This window comes from Stutzerimonas marianensis, from assembly GCF_022810315.1.
In the GTDB taxonomy this organism is placed as follows: Bacteria; Pseudomonadota; Gammaproteobacteria; order Pseudomonadales; family Pseudomonadaceae; genus Stutzerimonas; species Stutzerimonas marianensis.
Genome location: NZ_JALGRD010000007.1, coordinates 56,544 through 71,943 on the forward strand (window position 1 = coordinate 56,544; position 15,400 = coordinate 71,943).

Consider the following 15,400-nt stretch of genomic DNA (forward strand, 5'->3'; position numbering starts at 1 on the left):
CCTAGCGTCGTGACTGTTGGCGCTTGCGCCAGTTGCGCGCCACCCACCAGCGCCAGTAAGCCTGGGTCGCGACGTAGCCGAATATCGATACCCCCACCGCGACGACCAGCGATCCGAGAAATAGCGGCTGCCAGTGGCTCTCGAGCATCTGCGTCACCCAGGCGAGGCTGAGCTCCATCGGCATGGGCGAGACAGGCGTGTCCATCAGCCAGGCGCCTACTTTGTAGTTGCAGTAAAACACCGGTGGCATGGTCAAGGGGTTGGTCAGCCATACCAAGCCAACGGCAATGGGCAGATTGGCCCGTGCCGGCACCGCGCAAAGCGCTGCAACAAGCATCTGCATCGGCATCGGGATCATGGCCCAGAACAGTCCGATCGCCATTGCGCGGGCGACCGAGTGGCGGTTCAGATGCAGCAGGTTGGGGTCGTGTATCAGCGTGCCGAGAAAGCGCAGGGATTTGTTGGCCTTAATACGGTCCGGGTGCGGCATGTAGCGTTTGAAGAAACGACGCGGCATGAAGGTTCTCTGGCAGGCTGAGCGAGCGATTATGCCTGAAACGAGAAGGCCGGCTGGGCGCTCTTTTTGTAACAGCTGCTAATGTTCGCGGGCGACAGGAGGTCGCAGGCGGGCCGTGATGTGCCCGCTCAGGAAAGGAATCCGGGAGTTCTGATGGTTACAGCGCTGCTGGCGCTCGCAGCGGGCCTGCTATCGCTGCGATTCATGCCCCAGTTACCACCGCCATGGGTATGGGGCATTCTGCTGGTCGTCAGTGGGATCGTGTTGCGCACCCGTCTGTGGCCGCTTGCTTTTCTGTCTCTGGGGTTCGGCTGGGCTTGCCTGCAGGGGCATTGGGCACTTCAGGATCGCTTGCCACTGGAGCTCGACGGCCGGACGTTCTGGCTGGAGGGGCAGGTGCAGGGGTTGCCGAGCGTGCAAGGCAATGTCGTCCGCTTCGAGCTCGTCGACATCAGTTCCCGACACGCCGGGCTGCCCTCGCAGATCCGGCTTGCATGGTACGGCGGGCCGCAGGTTCGCGCCGGTGAGCGATGGCGGGTTGCGGCAAAGCTCAAACGCCCGCGAGGGCTGGTCAGTCCTCACACCTTTGATTACGAAGCCTGGCTGCTTTCACATCGGGTCGGTGCGAGTGGCACGGTCAAGGCCGGAGAGCTTCGCTCCCCGGCGCCCGCCGGTAGCGGATGGCGAGATCGACTTCGGGGGCGGCTGCTGGACGTGTCGGCGCAAGGCCGCTCAGGTGCCGTTGCCGCGCTGGTCGTTGGCGATGACAGCGGACTATCGCCAGCCGACTGGCAAGTCCTGCAGGCGACAGGCACCGTGCATCTGATGGTTATTTCCGGGCAGCATGTCGGCATGCTGGCCGGCTTGCTCTATGGCCTGGTCGCGTTGGCGGCCAGGTGGGGGCTGTGGCCATCACGCCTGCCCTGGCTGCCCTGGGCCTGTACCCTGGCTGGCGGCGGGGCCTTGGCCTATGGCTGGCTGGCCGGCTTCGAAGTGCCGGTACAGCGTGCCTGCATGATGGTGGTGCTGGTATTGGTCTGGCGTTTGCGCTTTCGCCATCTCGGTGTCTGGCTGCCGGTGCTGGTCGCCCTGGATGTCGTGCTCATTTACGACCCTCTGGTCGCGCTGCAATCCGGGTTCTGGTTGTCCTTTCTGGCCGTGGCGATGCTCGCTTTCGTGTTCCGTGGGCGACTGGGAGTGCTGCGGTGGTGGCGGACGCTTGGCCGAGCGCAGTGGAGTATGTCGCTGGGATTGCTGCCTGTACTTCTGGCACTCGGCTTGCCCATCAGCCTGACCGCACCCTTGGCGAATCTGATCGCTGTGCCGTTGGTGAGTGCGGTTATCGTCCCGCTGTCGCTGCTGGGTACCTTGCTGCTGGGTGTACCCCTGCTCGGCGAGACGGTGTTGTGGATCGCCGGCGGGCTTATCTCGATGTTGTTCGGATGCCTGGATGTGCTGGCGGCCTGGCAGCCGGCATGGCTGGCGCCGTCGATGCCATTGTGGGCCTGGGTGATGGTCTGGCTCGGTACCCTTGTCATCTTGCTGCCGGCTGGCATCCCCGGTCGCGCGTTGGGCTGGCTGCTACTCGCGCCTCTGTTGTTCCCGCCCATAGACAGGCCGGAGCCGGGGCAGGCCGAGGTCTGGGTGATGGACGTTGGGCAGGGGCTGTCCGTGCTGGTCCGCACCGCCGAACATGCGATGCTCTACGATGCGGGGCCCCGCTATGGCGACTTCGATATAGGTGAGCGTGTCGTGCACCCGGCGCTTCGTGGTCTGGGCATAGCCGGTCTGGACCTTCTGCTATTGAGCCATGCCGACAGCGACCACGCAGGTGGCGCGTTGGCCATCCAGCGTGGCCTCGAGCCGCTGCGGGTGGTCAGCGGCGAGCCGGATAGACTGCCAGCCGCGCTCGGCCCTGAGCCGTGTCGCTCCGGCCAACGCTGGGAGTGGGATGGCGTCCGTTTCGCCCTGTGGCGGTGGAATGAGGCGAAGGACGGCAATGGCGCATCTTGCGTGCTGCTCGTCGATGCAGGAGGCGAGCGGCTACTGTTGACCGGTGATATCGACGTAGCGGCTGAACAGGCACTGCTGGAGAGCGCCATGCCGATCAGGGCGAGGTGGCTGTTGCTACCGCATCACGGCAGCCGGAGCTCGTCCTCGGAGGCCTTCATCGAGGCGGTGGGCGCCCGTGATGCCCTCGTCTCGCGCAGCCTGCATAACGCTTTCGGTCATCCACACCCAGAGGTCGTCGAGCGACTGCGGCAGGCAGGCATAGGGATTCACGATACCGCGATTTCCGGCGCGCTGCGGCTGAGGCTCGGGCGCTTCGAACCGGTATCGGCATTACGCGACGAGCAGCGATTCTGGCGGGAAAAATGAGAACCCGGGCCGTCGGCGGGCTCTCGCCCCTATGCTAGAGTGGCGCCACTTTTTCGAGGGGGATTCGTCTCGTGTGGGAGCTGGTCAAAGCAGGTGGCTGGATTATGCTACCGATCATTCTCTGTTCCATTGCGGCCGCCGGCATTATCGCCGAACGCCTATGGACGCTGCGGCCCAGCCGCGTCACGCCTCCACATCTGCTAGGCCAGGTGTGGAAGTGGATCAAGGACAAGAAGTTGAGCAATCAGAAGCTCAAGGAGCTCCGGGCCGACTCACCGTTGGGCGAGATCCTGGCGGCCGGGCTGGCCAATTCCAAGCACGGCCGGGAGATCATGAAGGAGTGCATCGAGGAGGCCGCGGCCCGGGTGGTCCACAACCTGGAGCGCTACCTGAATGCCCTCGGCACCATTGCCGGGATTGCGCCCTTGCTGGGCCTGCTCGGCACGGTACTGGGCATGATCGAGATATTCAGTGCCTTCATGGGTTCGGGCATGGCCAATGCGCCGTTGCTGGCGTCCGGTATCTCCAAGGCGCTGATCACCACGGCCGCTGGCCTGATGGTCGGCATTCCGGCCCTGTTCTTCCATCGCTTCCTGCTTCGCCGCGTCGAGGAGCTGGTGGTTGGCATGGAGCAGGAAGCCATCAAGCTGGTCGAAGTCGTGCAGGGTGACCGTGACGTCGATCTGGGCGAGGGCAAAGCGTGAAATTTCGACGCAAGGCGCGGGACAACGTCGATATCGGACTGGCCCCCCTGATCGACGTTGTCTTCATTTTGCTGCTGTTCTTCGTGGTCACCACGACCTTTACACGCGAGACGCAACTGAAGGTCGATCTGCCGGAGGCTGCCAGTGGCACGCCGCCGGAGCAGGCCGAGAAGAAACAACTCGAGGTTGTCATCGACGTCGACGGCACCTTCTCGCTCAACGGCAAAGCTTTGATCAAGCATGATCTGAATACGCTCATGGCCGCCCTGGCCAAAGAGTCGGCAGGCGACACCAGCCTGCCCATGATCATCAGCGCGGACGGCAAGAGCCCCCATCAGGCCGTCATTACCGCGATGGATGCCGCTGGCAAGCTGGGCTTCGCCCACCTGCGCATCACGACCGTCGAGGCACAGCCGGAGCCCTGATGACCTTCGTCGAGCGGCTCCAGCGAGCCTGGTACCACGGCCATCCCGCGCTCTCGCTGCTTCGGCCGCTCGAGGTCCTGTATCGCCAGGTGGTAAGCGTTCGACGACAGCGCTTTCTGGCAGGTGCCAGCGAGAGTTATCGGGCGCCAGTACCGCTTATCGTCGTCGGCAACGTCACGGTTGGAGGTACCGGCAAAACTCCCTTGATCCTGTGGCTGATCGAGCATTGCCGAAGCCGAGGTTTGCGGGTCGGTGTTGTCAGTCGCGGTTACGGGGCCAAGCCGCCATCGCTGCCCTGGCGCGTGGGGGCAGAGCAGACCGCCGAGCAAGCCGGTGACGAGCCCTTGCTGATCGTTCAGCGCACTGGCGTGCCGCTGGTCATCGACCCTGATCGTGCGCGGGCCGTGCAGTATTTGTTGGCCAGCGAGACGCTCGACCTTGTGTTGTCCGATGACGGGCTTCAACACTATCGACTCGCCCGGGACCTCGAGCTGGTCCTGATCGATGCCGCGCGCGGGCTTGGAAACGGACGTTGTCTGCCGGCTGGCCCGCTGCGCGAACCGGCCGAGCGCCTGCAGAGTGTCGATGCGGTGCTGCTCAATGGTGCGATGGCGGACACGATGCAAGGCTATGCGTTTTCGTTGGAGCCTTCGTGTCTTGTCGAGCTGGCTTCTTCAGCGCGGCTGCCGCTCGACCACTTTCCCGCTGGCCAATCGATGCACGCCGTTGCCGGGATCGGTAATCCGGAGCGTTTCTTCGCTACGCTCGAGGCGCTACACTGGCGACCGATTCCGCATCCGTTCGCCGATCACGCCCATTACAGTCTCGAGCAACTGACATTCAGTCCTTCGCTCCCGTTGGTGATGACCGAGAAGGACGCGGTCAAATGCCGGGCATTCGCGCCTTCCGGCTGGTGCTATCTGCAGGTGCGGGCCAAGCCCTCTTCCGCCTTCGTCGCCTGGTTTGATACGCAGTTGGATCGGTTGTTGCCCGATCAATCATAAGCCGCTTGCCTGCCTTGCAGTCGGCGGCTTTCAAGGACTGCGCATGGACACCAAACTTCTCGATATTCTCGCCTGCCCGCTCTGCAAGGGTCCCCTGAAGCTCGCCGACGACAAGTCGGAATTGATTTGCAAGGCCGACGGCCTCGCCTTTCCTGTGCGGGATGGCATTCCCGTCATGCTCGAGGGTGAAGCGCGGACGCTGGATGTCGATGAGCGTCTGGACAAATGAGCACCGCTTTTACTGTCGTTATTCCGGCACGCTATGCCTCGAGCCGTCTGCCTGGTAAGCCGCTACAGGACATCGCTGGCAAGCCGATGATTCGCCACGTCTGGGAGCGGGCTTGCCGAAGCGCCGCGCAGCGCGTCGTCGTCGCCACCGATGACGAGCGGATCCTGAAGGCGTGCCAGGACTTTGGTGCCGATGCGGTGCTGACCCATGTCGAGCACAACTCCGGAACCGACCGTCTGGCAGAGGTGGCACACGCGCTGCGGCTATCGAGCGATGCGATTGTCGTGAACGTCCAGGGTGATGAACCCTTGATACCACCCGCCGTTATCAATCAGGTGGCCGGAAATCTTGCCGCTCACCCCGAGGCGGCGATCGCAACCTTGGCCGAGCCTCTCGAGCAGGTCGAGGCGTTGTTCAATCCAAATGTGGTCAAGGTGTTAACCGATATCAACGGGTTCGCATTGACGTTCAGCCGCGCGCCGTTGCCTTGGGCCCGTGACGAGTTCGGCAATGAGCCTTCGGCGCTACCGGCTGGTGTGCCGTATCGTCGTCACATCGGCATCTATGCCTACCGGGCGGGTTTTCTCGCCGACTTCGTGGCATGGGGGCCGTGCTGGCTGGAAAATACCGAGTGCCTAGAGCAGCTCCGCGCGCTTTGGCATGGCAAGCGTATCCATGTCGATGACGCGGTCGAGCCGCCGCCGGCGGGTGTGGATACGCCGGAAGACCTCGTACGCGTCCGCGGGCTGCTTGGGGCGCCGGCGTGAGGATACTCTTCGTTTGCATGGGAAATATCTGCCGCTCACCGACGGCGGAAGCGGTCGTTCGTGCCAAGCTCGACGAGGCGGGACTCGCTGACCGGATCCTCATCGACTCGGCAGGCACCGGTGATTGGCATGTGGGCAAGGCGCCGGATCCGCGAGCATGCGAGGCGGCGGCCTGTCGCGGCTACGATCTGAGCGCTTTGCAAGCAAGGCAGGTCAGTCCTGACGACTTCCATCAGTTCGACCTGATTCTGGCGATGGATCACGACAACCTGACTCGCTTGCAGGCGCAGCGCCCCGGGGATGCTAGGGCCGAGGTCGACTTGCTGCTGCGTCGATATGGCGCCGATGTGGATGAGGTTCCAGATCCCTACTACGGCGGGGCCGAGGGCTTCGAGTATGTGTTACGGCTCATTGAACAAGCCGCAGACGGTCTGCTCGCCGAAGCCAGGAGACGCCTGTGAGTCTGGTGGTCGAGGCGCAGCGTTCCTTGTTGCCGTTCAACACGCTTGGCATAGAGGCGCGTGCGGCGCGTTATGCCGAAGCGAAGTCCGACGCGGATGTCTGCGACGCCATTCATGCCGCGCGTGGGCTCGGCCTCCCGTTGCGGGTAATCGGTGGTGGTAGCAATCTCGTCCTGACTGCTGATGTTGAGGCGCTCGTGTTGCGGATGGCAAGCCGCGGCATTCGCATCCTGGCCGATGCGGGTGACGAGGTGGTCGTCGAAGCCGAGGCGGGCGAGCCCTGGCATCCATTCGTGCGCCATTGCATCGACTTGGGGCTCTCAGGGCTCGAGAATCTCAGCCTTATACCGGGAACGGTCGGGGCTGCACCCATTCAGAACGTGGGCGCTTACGGTGTCGAGATCAAGGATGCGTTCGTTGGGCTGACGGCAATGGACCGTCAAACCTGTGAGCTCCGGGACTTCGATTTGAATGCCTGCCAGTTCGACTATCGCGACAGCATATTCAAGCGCGCGCCTGAGCGCTTCGTGATTCTTCGCGTACGCTTCAATCTCCGGCGCATGCCGGTGCTCAAGCTCGACTACGGCCCGCTGCGGCAGCGATTGCAGCATGACGGCATCGAGCGACCGACTGCGGCTGATGTCAGCCGCGTCGTCTGCGCCATTCGCAGCGAGAAGCTCCCTGACCCGGCGCAGTTGGGAAATGCCGGTAGCTTTTTCAAGAACCCGCTGGTGGCTGAGTCGGTCGCGGCCACCCTGCGCCAGGAATATCCCGATCTGGTCGCGTTTCCACAGCCAGACGGGCAGGTAAAGCTGGCGGCTGGCTGGCTAATCGAGAAGGCTGGCTGGAAGGGCTACCGTGACGGTAATGCCGGGGTTCACCAGCATCAAGCCCTGGTGCTGGTGAATTACGGTGGCGCAAGCGGTGGGGCGATTCTGGCGCTGGCCGGTCGGATACAGGCCGATATCGCCAACCGTTTTGGCGTCGAACTGGAGATTGAGCCAAACGTGCTTTGAGAGGCGTGCGGCTGGTCATTCAACAGTATCACCTTAGGCGCTAACGTCTTCCTGCTGCTTCCATCGCATCCTTTTCTAAAAACGGGTCAGAAGGTGTAAAGCTATTCAGGACGGAACAGCCAAATAAAAAAGGGATGCCGAAGCATCCCTTTTTCCATTTGCCGATCAGTTCTGGCGCTTCTGCTGATCGTCAGGCTCGGCCTTGGTCGGGGCACTTTCCTGTTGCTCGCCGTCCAGCGGGCTCGGACCGGCTTCCCGCTCTGTCGCTGCTACGGACTCGACCGCGTCGGTAGACGGCTCGGTCGCATCCGCTCGCTTCGGAGCCTCTGGCTCATCAGCTGCGGTTGGCGCCGGAATCTCTTCCGCTTGTTCCGGTGTGGTTACGCTGGCAACAGGCGCTTCTTCTTGCACTGCTGCGGCAGCAGGGGACTCGACCACGTCGCTCGCAACGACCTCCGGGCTCGTCAACGGCTGTTCGGCTGCGACTTTGGCTTCGGCTTCCGCCTTGGTTTGAGCCTCGGCAGCTTCTTTGGCGAGCCGTTCCTGTTCCAGGCGACGGCGACGGACCTCGCGAGGGTCGTTCGGCGCGCGGCCCGACGGGGTGAGGACGGTTGCAGTAACCGCTGGAGGCGCAGCAGGTTCGGACGGGGCCGCCTGCTCGGGCTCGTCTGGCGTAACGGGCGCGCTGGTTTCGGCGGTGGGGGCTACAGGCGCGCGCACCTCCTGGCTCGTTTCGCTGATGTCAGCAGCGGCTGGCGCTTCGATTTCTTCGGCGACTGGCGCAATCGCTGCCGGTTCGGCGGCCGTGCTGACGTCAGCGGCCAGCGGAGTAGCTTCGGGCTTGGGCTGCTCCTCCGTATCCGCGGTGTTGGCGGCAAGGGCTGCAGCGGTTGCGGCGATGGCAACCTGCTCGGATTTGACCGGCGCGTTGTCTTCGCTTACTTCACCGTTGGCCGCTGTCGTCTCGGTCTCGCCCTCGATTTCGTTACCGTTGGCGTCGCGCTGGCGGTCACGACGGTTGCTGCGGCGACGCTGACCACGTGAGCGCCGGCGAGGCCGCTCGTTGCCTTCCGTGTTCTCCTGTTCCTCTTGAGCATTTTCGTCGCTGATTTCCTCGTTCTGCTGCAGTGCTTCTTCGGTCACTGCCTGTTCTGGACGAGGCTTGCGCTCTTCGCGAGGCGTACGGGGTTTGCGTTCGCTGATCTCTTCGGTTTCTGGCGTAGGCTGTACGGCTTCATCCAGCGGTGCGCGTAGCTCACGCTTGCGCTCTTCGCGAGGCTGGCGATCTTCGCGCGGTGCGCGCTCGCGGCGGGCTTGTGGCTGGGCCACGGTATCCGCATTGTCCGATTGCGGCTCACGAACTTCGCGGGGCTCACGCGGCTTGCGATCTTCGCGTGCTGCGCGTGGCTGGCGTTCTTCACGCGGCTGGCGCTCTTCGCGTGCCTGCCGATCTTCGCGCGGTGCGCGCTCTTCCCGGGGCTTGCGCTCTTCGTCGCGATTGCCGCGCGAGTCACGACGGCGATTCTGTTGACGGCTGCTGCGGCGCTCGTCATTGCGCTGTGGCCGGTTGCCGCTTGGCTTCTTCTCTGCTTCGACCTGAGGCGTGTCCTGCTTGCCTGCGAACAGACCAATCAGCGACTTGACCAGGCCCTTGAACAGGCTCGGCTCCTGTGCTGCCGGTACCGCTACGGAGGCAGTCGGGACAGGCGTGGGGGCCGGGGCAGGGGCCGTCCGCTGCGGCGCGGTCTTGACGGCTGCTTCCTGGCGGACCAGGGTGCGCGTAGAGCTGACCGGCTGAGTCTCTTCGACTTCTGTCGGACTCATTTCGTAGCTCGCCTGGCCGGCAATGATGTCCGGGCTGTCGTCACGCAGGCGCTGCACTTCGAAGTGGGGCGTCTCAAGATGGTCGTCAGGCAGGATGAAGATGCGAGCGCGGGTGCGCAGCTCGATCTTGGTGATGGCGTTGCGTTTCTCGTTGAGCAGGAACGCGGCCACCTGGAACGGCACGCGTGCTCGTACCTCAGCGGTACGATCCTTGAGCGCCTCTTCTTCGATCAGGCGCAGGATCGCGAGCGACAGCGACTCGACGTCCCGGATGATGCCCTGGCCGTTGCAGCGTGGGCAGACGATGCCGCTGGTCTCACCCAGGGACGGGCGTAGGCGTTGACGCGACATTTCCAACAGGCCGAAGCGTGAGATACGACCAACTTGGATGCGCGCGCGGTCGGCCTCCAGTGCCTCGCGCACTTTCTCTTCGACGGCACGCTGGTTCTTGGCTGGCGTCATGTCGATGAAGTCAATGACGATCAGGCCGCCGATGTCACGCAAGCGCAATTGGCGGGCAATCTCTTCGGCCGCTTCGAGATTCGTCTGCAGCGCGGTTTCCTCGATATCGCCACCCTTGGTGGCGCGTGCCGAGTTGATGTCGATAGAGACGAGTGCTTCGGTCGGGTCGATGACGATGGAGCCGCCAGATGGCAGCTTCACTTCCCGCTGGAAGGCGGTTTCGATCTGGCTTTCGATCTGGAAGCGGTTGAAGAGGGGGACGCTGTCCTCGTAAAGCTTGATCTTGCTAGCGTACTGCGGCATCACTTGCTGGATGAAGCTAAGCGCTTCGTTCTGCGCTTCTACGCTATCGATCAGCACTTCGCCAATGTCCTGGCGCAGGTAATCGCGGATCGCGCGAATGATGACGTTGGATTCCTGGTAGATCAGGAAGGGCGCCGCGCGATCCTGAGACGCTTCTTTCACGGCTGTCCAGAGCTGCAGCAGGTAATCCAGATCCCATTGCAATTCTTCACTGGAACGGCCGAGGCCGGCAGTGCGGACGATGAGCCCCATGTCGGCCGGGACATCAAGGCCGTTGAGTGCTTCACGAAGCTCGTTTCGTTCCTCGCCTTCAATGCGGCGGGAAATGCCGCCGGCGCGAGGGTTGTTCGGCATCAGTACGAGGTAGCGTCCTGCCAGGCTGATAAAGGTAGTCAGGGCGGCACCCTTGTTGCCTCGCTCTTCCTTTTCGACCTGGACGATGACCTCCTGGCCTTCGCTCAGGACGTCCTTGATGTTTACCCGGCCTTCAGGCGCCTTCTTGAAATACTCGCGGGAGATCTCTTTGAGCGGCAGAAAGCCGTGGCGATCGGCACCGAAGTCGACGAAGGCAGCCTCGAGGCTGGGTTCGACACGAGTGATCTTGCCCTTGTAGATATTCGCTTTCTTCTGTTCGCGGGCGCCGGATTCGATGTCGAGATCGAACAGGCGTTGGCCATCGACCAGTGCGACACGCAACTCTTCGGGCTGAGTTGCGTTAATTAGCATTCTTTTCATGTTGTACCGTCGGTTTCCAATGTGGCGGAAACAACGTTCGGCACACACGACTCTCGCGGTCGGTGTCAGGTGAGTCAGGAATGGTTGTAAGGCACTCCAGTGTCCAGCGATGTGAGGCCAGTTGGGCCGGCGTCGCGACGACGTCTCCTGCAGGCTGCCGAAACAGCTGCAATGGTTCGGGAGGAGGAATCAGCAATCGGTTGCGGACGAAATGAAGCGTCTGCGAAAGCTTGTGCTACGCAACCGGTGGCTGTGCATCTCCACCCAACACTCATACTTTGAAAATCGGGTGCCGCTCGCAGAATCCGGGAGCGGGTTGTCGATTGTCGCGATTCCCCAACGGGGGCACGCATCATGTCTTCAAGGCTTGTTTCGGGGCTTCACCGCTACTGGAGGGAAGCTCCGTCGGACGGCCTCACGTCCTCGAACATTGCTGGGTCGGGAATGGCGATTTCGCTTGCATTCCGCGGCCTGGCCACTTTTGGTGGCGTCCGGGACTATAACAGCAATGTTTAAGTGCTTCAAATCCATGAAAATTGATATGATCCGTCGATGACCAATATCCCCTCCCAGACCTCTGGCGTGCAACTGCTCGAGGTGTCGCCCGAGCTCGCTGGCCAGCGCATCGACAATTTTCTTCGAACCCAACTGAAGGGTGTGCCCAAGACCCTCATCTACCGCATCCTTCGCAAGGGTGAGGTGCGTGTCAACAAGGGGCGCATCAAGCCTGAATACAAGCTTCAGGCTGGCGACATGGTGCGTGTGCCTCCGTTGCGGATTGCCGAGCGCGACGAGCCTGTGCCGCTGGCGCAGGGGTTACTGGAGCGGCTGGAGGCGGCCATACTGTATGAAGACAAGGCACTGATGGTGATCAACAAGCCTGCCGGTATCGCGGTACATGGCGGTAGCGGCTTGAGTTTCGGAGTGATCGAGGCGCTGCGACAGCTGAGGCCCGAGTGCAAAGAGCTCGAATTGGTCCATCGGCTGGATCGTGACACTTCCGGGCTGCTCATGGTGGCGAAGAAGCGCAGCATGTTGCGTCATCTGCACGAGCAGCTTCGCGGTGACGGTGTCGACAAGCGATACATGGCGCTCGTTCGCGGCCGCTGGGACTCAGGCAAGAAACAGGTCAGTGCGCCCTTGCTGAAGAACACGCTGCGTTCCGGGGAGCGGATGGTCGAAGTGACCAGTGATGGCAAAGAGGCGTTGACGCTGTTTCGTGTGTTAAGGCGATTCGGTGATTTCGCCACGCTGGTCGAGGCCAAGCCCGTCACAGGGCGCACTCATCAGATTCGCGTGCACGCGCGGCACGCTGGTCACGGCATCGCGGGTGACTCGAAGTATGGTGACGAAGACTTTTCTCGGGAAATTCGCGAACTGGGCGGCAAGCGCCTGTTCCTGCATGCCTATGCCTTGACGGTGCCGCTACCCGATGGAGCGGAATTGAAGCTCGAAGCGCCTGTCGATGAGCTCTGGACCAGCACCTTGGAGAGGTTGGGTGGATAAGTACAAAGTTCTGATATTCGATTGGGACGGAACGCTTGCCGATTCGATCGAGCGTATCGTTCATTCGATTTCGCGGGCTTCCGAGGCCTGCGGCTTGCTGCCACTAGATGATAATGCGATCAAGGGTATCATCGGGCTGGGTCTGCCGGAGGCCATCGCGGTGCTGTATCCGGACGTGACCGATGTGGCGCTTGTCGAAGCGTTTCGTCGTGCCTACGCCGAACATTATCTACAGTTGGAAAAGGAGCCGTCGGCACTTTACCCGGGTGTGCGCGAGGGGCTTGCGCGCTTTCGAGAGATGGGCTATCTGCTCGCGGTAGCTACCGGGAAGGGGCGCCGAGGATTGAATCGGGTACTCGATGCCCATGGTTGGGGTGGGTACTTCGATGTCACCCGCTGTGCGGACGAGACGGCCAGCAAGCCTGACCCCTTGATGCTTCGTGAAATCCTAGCGCACTGCGGTGTGCAAGCGGAGCAGGCGTTGATGGTCGGCGATTCGGTGTTCGATATCGAAATGGCGCGGCGAGCGGGCGTCGACAGTGTCGCGGTATCGTATGGCGCTCAGTCGGCTGCGGTTCTCCAGGCCTGTGAGCCTTACCTGGCAATCGATCATTTTTCCGAACTCGGCGAGTGGTTGTGCGCCCCTCGCCTCGCAAAAGTAGGTGCGTATGTCTGATCAATGGAAGGAGCCCGTGCAGGGCGACAAGGAAGAACGCAACAGCTGGCGCTTGCTGGAGCGGACTCTGCTGGCCACTGTGCAGGAGCAGCGTCGCGCCAGGCGCTGGGGTATCTTTTTCAAGCTGCTGACGTTCGCCTATCTATTCGTGGCGTTGGCGCTGTTCTCACCTCTGCTACCCATGGGTGGCGATAAGCGAGCCGAGGATTCTCACACGGCCGTGATCAATGTGCGGGGCATGATTGCCGACGAGGAAGCCGCCAGTGCCGACAACATTGTCGGGGCGTTGCGCGAAGCCTTCGAGAACGAGGGTACAAAGGGAGTCGTGCTGCGGATCAACAGCCCTGGCGGCAGTCCGGTACAGTCGGGCTATATCTTTGACGAGATCCGCCGTTTGCGTGGAGAGCACCCGGAGATCAAGGTCTACGCCGTGATCACCGATCTGGGTGCGTCGGGTGCTTACTACATCGCCAGTGCAGCGGACGAGATTTATGCGGATAAGTCCAGCCTGGTGGGGTCGATAGGCGTGACAGCTGCGACATTTGGTTTCGTCGAGACCATGGACAAGCTGGGCGTCGAACGCAGGGTCTATACCTCTGGCGAGCACAAGGCCTTTCTTGATCCATTCCAGCCGGAAAAGCCGGAGGAAACGGCGTTCTGGAAAGGTGTCTTGGCCACGACGCATCGGCAGTTCATCGAGAGCGTCAAGCTGGGCCGGGGAGACAAGCTTCAGGTCGCCGACCATCCCGAGTTGTTTTCAGGTTTGATCTGGTCTGGCGAGCAGGCGCTGGAGCTTGGCTTGATCGATGGCTTGGGGAGCACCAGTTACGTGGCTCGTGAAGTCATTGGCGAGGCGGAGTTGGTCGACTTTACGGTCAAGGATTCGCCGCTGGACCGATTCACCAAAAAACTCGGTGCCAGCGTCGGTGCTCAATTGGCGCTTTGGATGGGCTTGCAAGGGCCGAGCCTTCGCTGAGCAGCTCAGGGTATTGCCACTCCCGCATGGTTCAGCATGCCAACGAGGCTGATAAGCGGCAGGCCGATTAGACTGGTTGCATCGTTGCCTTCGGTTGCACGAAACAGGCTGATGCCCAGGCCCTCGGCCTTGAAACTGCCGGCGCAGTCGAACGGCTTTTCGGAGCGCAGATAGCGGTCGATCTGCTCATCGGTCAGGTTGCGGAAGTGGACTTTGAAGCTTACGCAGTCGACCTGGATGTGGCCGTTGCGGCTGTCCAGCAAGGCCAGGCCCGTCAGGAACTCCACACTTCTGCCGCGACTCGCCTTGAGCTGCTCGGTCGCTCGGTCAAAAGTGTATGGTTTGCCAAGTATCTGCTCGTTGATAACGGCGGCCTGGTCGGAGCCGATGATCAGGTGGTCGGCATAGCGGTCAGCGAGCGCCTCGGCCTTCTGGCGGGCCAGTCGTATAACGAGGTCTGCTGCCCGTTCCTGCGGGAGGGGGCGTTCGTCAATTTCCGGTGCGGCGCTTTCGAACGGCAGCTGCAGGCGTGAAAGCAGCTCGCGCCGATAGGGTGAGCTTGATGCGAGAAGCAGCTGACGCATGTGGCCTTCCTTATATATAGAGGAGGATTCTTTCCCGTCGGGAGAGTGGATATTGTGGGATGGAATTCCTTTGACAGTCGAGAGGTGCGTCCCTAGAATGCCGCGCTTATGTTGAAAGGACCAATACCTCCGCACGTTGATCCGCGCAAGCTCGCAGACCGAGCGGCTCGCTTTGAAGGCGAGCTGCAATTGTCTGGGCTGAAGCGGTTAGTCGATCCTCTCGAGGACGATCAGGGTGTGGTGCTCGCCAGTTTCGATTTCGGGCGTGACGAGCAGCGGACGGTGGTTATCCATAGTCAGCTGGATGTTGCGGTCACCATGATTTGCCAGCGCTGTCTGGAGCCTGTTGTTCTCCCTATTCATAGCGAGTGTGACTACGCCGTGGTGAATGAGGGGGCGAACACAGAGCACCTGCCCAAGGGCTATGACGTGCTGGAAGTGGGAGAAGATCCTCTGGATCTGCTGGCGCTGGTTGAAGAGGAGCTGTTGCTCGCTCTTCCGATTGTTCCACTCCATGACCCAGAGATTTGCCAGCCGCCGACCGGGCCGGAAACGCCCGAATCGAGTGAGAACGAGGTATCGCGGTCCAACCCGTTCAGCGTACTGGCGCAGTTAAAGCGTGACCCAAACGTTTAGGAGTTGATTCAATGGCTGTTCAGCAGAACAAAAAATCTCGTTCCGCACGCGACATGCGTCGTTCGCACGACGCCCTCGAGCCGAACGCGCTGTCCGTGGAGAAGAGCACGGGTGAAGTTCACCTGCGTCACCATGTTTCCCCGGAAGGTTTTTACCGTGGTCGCAAGGTGATCGACAAGGGCGCTGACGAGTAAGT

At 61.8% G+C, this 15,400-nt stretch carries 16 protein-coding genes; 13 read left to right on the forward strand and 3 right to left on the reverse strand.

Annotated features, from left to right (window positions below):
• Position 1: 1 nt before the first annotated feature.
• Positions 2-517, reverse strand: a complete 516-nt coding sequence (locus MST27_RS13210) for a DUF2062 domain-containing protein (RefSeq protein ID WP_243606409.1) — start codon at positions 515-517, stop codon at positions 2-4.
• 153 nt (positions 518-670) lie between these two features.
• Here MST27_RS13210 and MST27_RS13215 point away from each other — a divergent pair, with 153 nt between their 5' ends.
• From MST27_RS13215 to murB, 8 genes are all read left to right on the forward strand, one after another.
• The gene (locus MST27_RS13215; RefSeq protein WP_243606410.1) at positions 671-2,896 is read left to right on the forward strand and encodes a DNA internalization-related competence protein ComEC/Rec2; all 2,226 of its coding nucleotides are present in this window, start codon (positions 671-673) and stop codon (positions 2,894-2,896) included.
• Positions 2,897-2,967: 71 nt separating this feature from the next.
• Positions 2,968-3,600, forward strand: a complete 633-nt coding sequence (locus MST27_RS13220) for a MotA/TolQ/ExbB proton channel family protein (protein WP_243606411.1) — start codon at positions 2,968-2,970, stop codon at positions 3,598-3,600.
• A complete protein-coding gene (locus MST27_RS13225) occupies positions 3,597-4,025 on the forward strand; it encodes an ExbD/TolR family protein (protein ID WP_243606412.1) in 429 nt (142 codons plus the stop codon). Before MST27_RS13220 ends, MST27_RS13225 begins: the two co-directional genes overlap by 4 nt.
• Entirely contained in the window at positions 4,025-5,029 is a 1,005-nt protein-coding gene (lpxK, locus tag MST27_RS13230; RefSeq protein WP_243606413.1) for a tetraacyldisaccharide 4'-kinase, read from the forward strand. The genes MST27_RS13225 and lpxK overlap by 1 nt, the downstream gene beginning before the upstream one ends.
• Before the next feature lie 43 nt (positions 5,030-5,072).
• Entirely contained in the window at positions 5,073-5,258 is a 186-nt protein-coding gene (locus tag MST27_RS13235; RefSeq protein WP_008570668.1) for a Trm112 family protein, read from the forward strand.
• Complete coding sequence (gene kdsB / locus MST27_RS13240; RefSeq protein ID WP_243606414.1) at positions 5,255-6,025, forward strand: 3-deoxy-manno-octulosonate cytidylyltransferase; 771 nt, start codon at positions 5,255-5,257, stop codon at positions 6,023-6,025. Before MST27_RS13235 ends, kdsB begins: the two co-directional genes overlap by 4 nt.
• The gene (locus MST27_RS13245) at positions 6,022-6,486 is read left to right on the forward strand and encodes a low molecular weight protein-tyrosine-phosphatase (protein WP_243606415.1); all 465 of its coding nucleotides are present in this window, start codon (positions 6,022-6,024) and stop codon (positions 6,484-6,486) included. Before kdsB ends, MST27_RS13245 begins: the two co-directional genes overlap by 4 nt.
• On the forward strand, positions 6,483-7,502 hold the full coding sequence (gene murB, locus MST27_RS13250; protein ID WP_243606416.1) for a UDP-N-acetylmuramate dehydrogenase: 1,020 nt from the start codon (positions 6,483-6,485) through the stop codon (positions 7,500-7,502). Before MST27_RS13245 ends, murB begins: the two co-directional genes overlap by 4 nt.
• 165 nt (positions 7,503-7,667) lie before the next feature.
• On the opposite strand, the gene rne is transcribed toward murB, so the two are convergent.
• Entirely contained in the window at positions 7,668-10,826 is a 3,159-nt protein-coding gene (gene rne, locus MST27_RS13255; protein ID WP_243606417.1) for a ribonuclease E, read from the reverse strand.
• 552 nt (positions 10,827-11,378) lie between these two features.
• On the opposite strand from rne, the gene rluC reads away from it, so the two are divergent.
• Genes rluC through MST27_RS13270 form a run of 3 tightly spaced genes read left to right on the forward strand, consistent with a single transcriptional unit; the run spans position 11,379 to position 13,984 of the window.
• A complete protein-coding gene (gene rluC, locus MST27_RS13260) occupies positions 11,379-12,332 on the forward strand; it encodes a 23S rRNA pseudouridine(955/2504/2580) synthase RluC (protein WP_243606418.1) in 954 nt (317 codons plus the stop codon).
• Entirely contained in the window at positions 12,325-13,008 is a 684-nt protein-coding gene (locus MST27_RS13265; RefSeq protein ID WP_243606419.1) for an HAD-IA family hydrolase, read from the forward strand. Before rluC ends, MST27_RS13265 begins: the two co-directional genes overlap by 8 nt.
• Positions 13,001-13,984, forward strand: a complete 984-nt coding sequence (locus MST27_RS13270) for a S49 family peptidase (protein WP_243606420.1) — start codon at positions 13,001-13,003, stop codon at positions 13,982-13,984. Before MST27_RS13265 ends, MST27_RS13270 begins: the two co-directional genes overlap by 8 nt.
• Positions 13,985-13,989: 5 nt before the next feature.
• Here MST27_RS13270 and MST27_RS13275 read toward each other — a convergent pair whose 3' ends face one another.
• Positions 13,990-14,568: a Maf family protein gene (locus MST27_RS13275; RefSeq protein ID WP_243606421.1), complete on the reverse strand. Its 579-nt coding sequence runs from the start codon at positions 14,566-14,568 to the stop codon at positions 13,990-13,992.
• Positions 14,569-14,676: 108 nt separating this feature from the next.
• Here MST27_RS13275 and MST27_RS13280 point away from each other — a divergent pair, with 108 nt between their 5' ends.
• Both MST27_RS13280 and rpmF read left to right on the forward strand, forming a co-directional pair.
• Entirely contained in the window at positions 14,677-15,204 is a 528-nt protein-coding gene (locus MST27_RS13280; RefSeq protein ID WP_243606422.1) for a YceD family protein, read from the forward strand.
• An 11-nt stretch (positions 15,205-15,215) separates the two neighbouring features.
• Complete coding sequence (gene rpmF / locus MST27_RS13285) at positions 15,216-15,398, forward strand: 50S ribosomal protein L32 (RefSeq protein ID WP_019342480.1); 183 nt, start codon at positions 15,216-15,218, stop codon at positions 15,396-15,398.
• The last annotated feature ends 2 nt before the right edge of the window (positions 15,399-15,400 follow it).

Bases quoted from the DNA above. Each gene is read 5' to 3' on its own strand.
- MST27_RS13210 (WP_243606409.1), bottom strand. From the start codon at position 517: ATGCCGCGTCGTTTCTTCAAACGCTACATGCCGCACCCGGACCGTATT.
- MST27_RS13215 (WP_243606410.1), top strand. From the start codon at position 671: ATGGTTACAGCGCTGCTGGCGCTCGCAGCGGGCCTGCTATCGCTGCGA.
- lpxK (WP_243606413.1), top strand. From the start codon at position 4,025: ATGACCTTCGTCGAGCGGCTCCAGCGAGCCTGGTACCACGGCCATCCC.
- MST27_RS13235 (WP_008570668.1), top strand. From the start codon at position 5,073: ATGGACACCAAACTTCTCGATATTCTCGCCTGCCCGCTCTGCAAGGGT.
- kdsB (WP_243606414.1), top strand. From the start codon at position 5,255: ATGAGCACCGCTTTTACTGTCGTTATTCCGGCACGCTATGCCTCGAGC.
- rne (WP_243606417.1), bottom strand. From the start codon at position 10,826: ATGAAAAGAATGCTAATTAACGCAACTCAGCCCGAAGAGTTGCGTGTC.
- rluC (WP_243606418.1), top strand. From the start codon at position 11,379: ATGACCAATATCCCCTCCCAGACCTCTGGCGTGCAACTGCTCGAGGTG.
- MST27_RS13270 (WP_243606420.1), top strand. From the start codon at position 13,001: ATGTCTGATCAATGGAAGGAGCCCGTGCAGGGCGACAAGGAAGAACGC.
- MST27_RS13275 (WP_243606421.1), bottom strand. From the start codon at position 14,568: ATGCGTCAGCTGCTTCTCGCATCAAGCTCACCCTATCGGCGCGAGCTG.
- MST27_RS13280 (WP_243606422.1), top strand. From the start codon at position 14,677: ATGTTGAAAGGACCAATACCTCCGCACGTTGATCCGCGCAAGCTCGCA.
- rpmF (WP_019342480.1), top strand. From the start codon at position 15,216: ATGGCTGTTCAGCAGAACAAAAAATCTCGTTCCGCACGCGACATGCGT.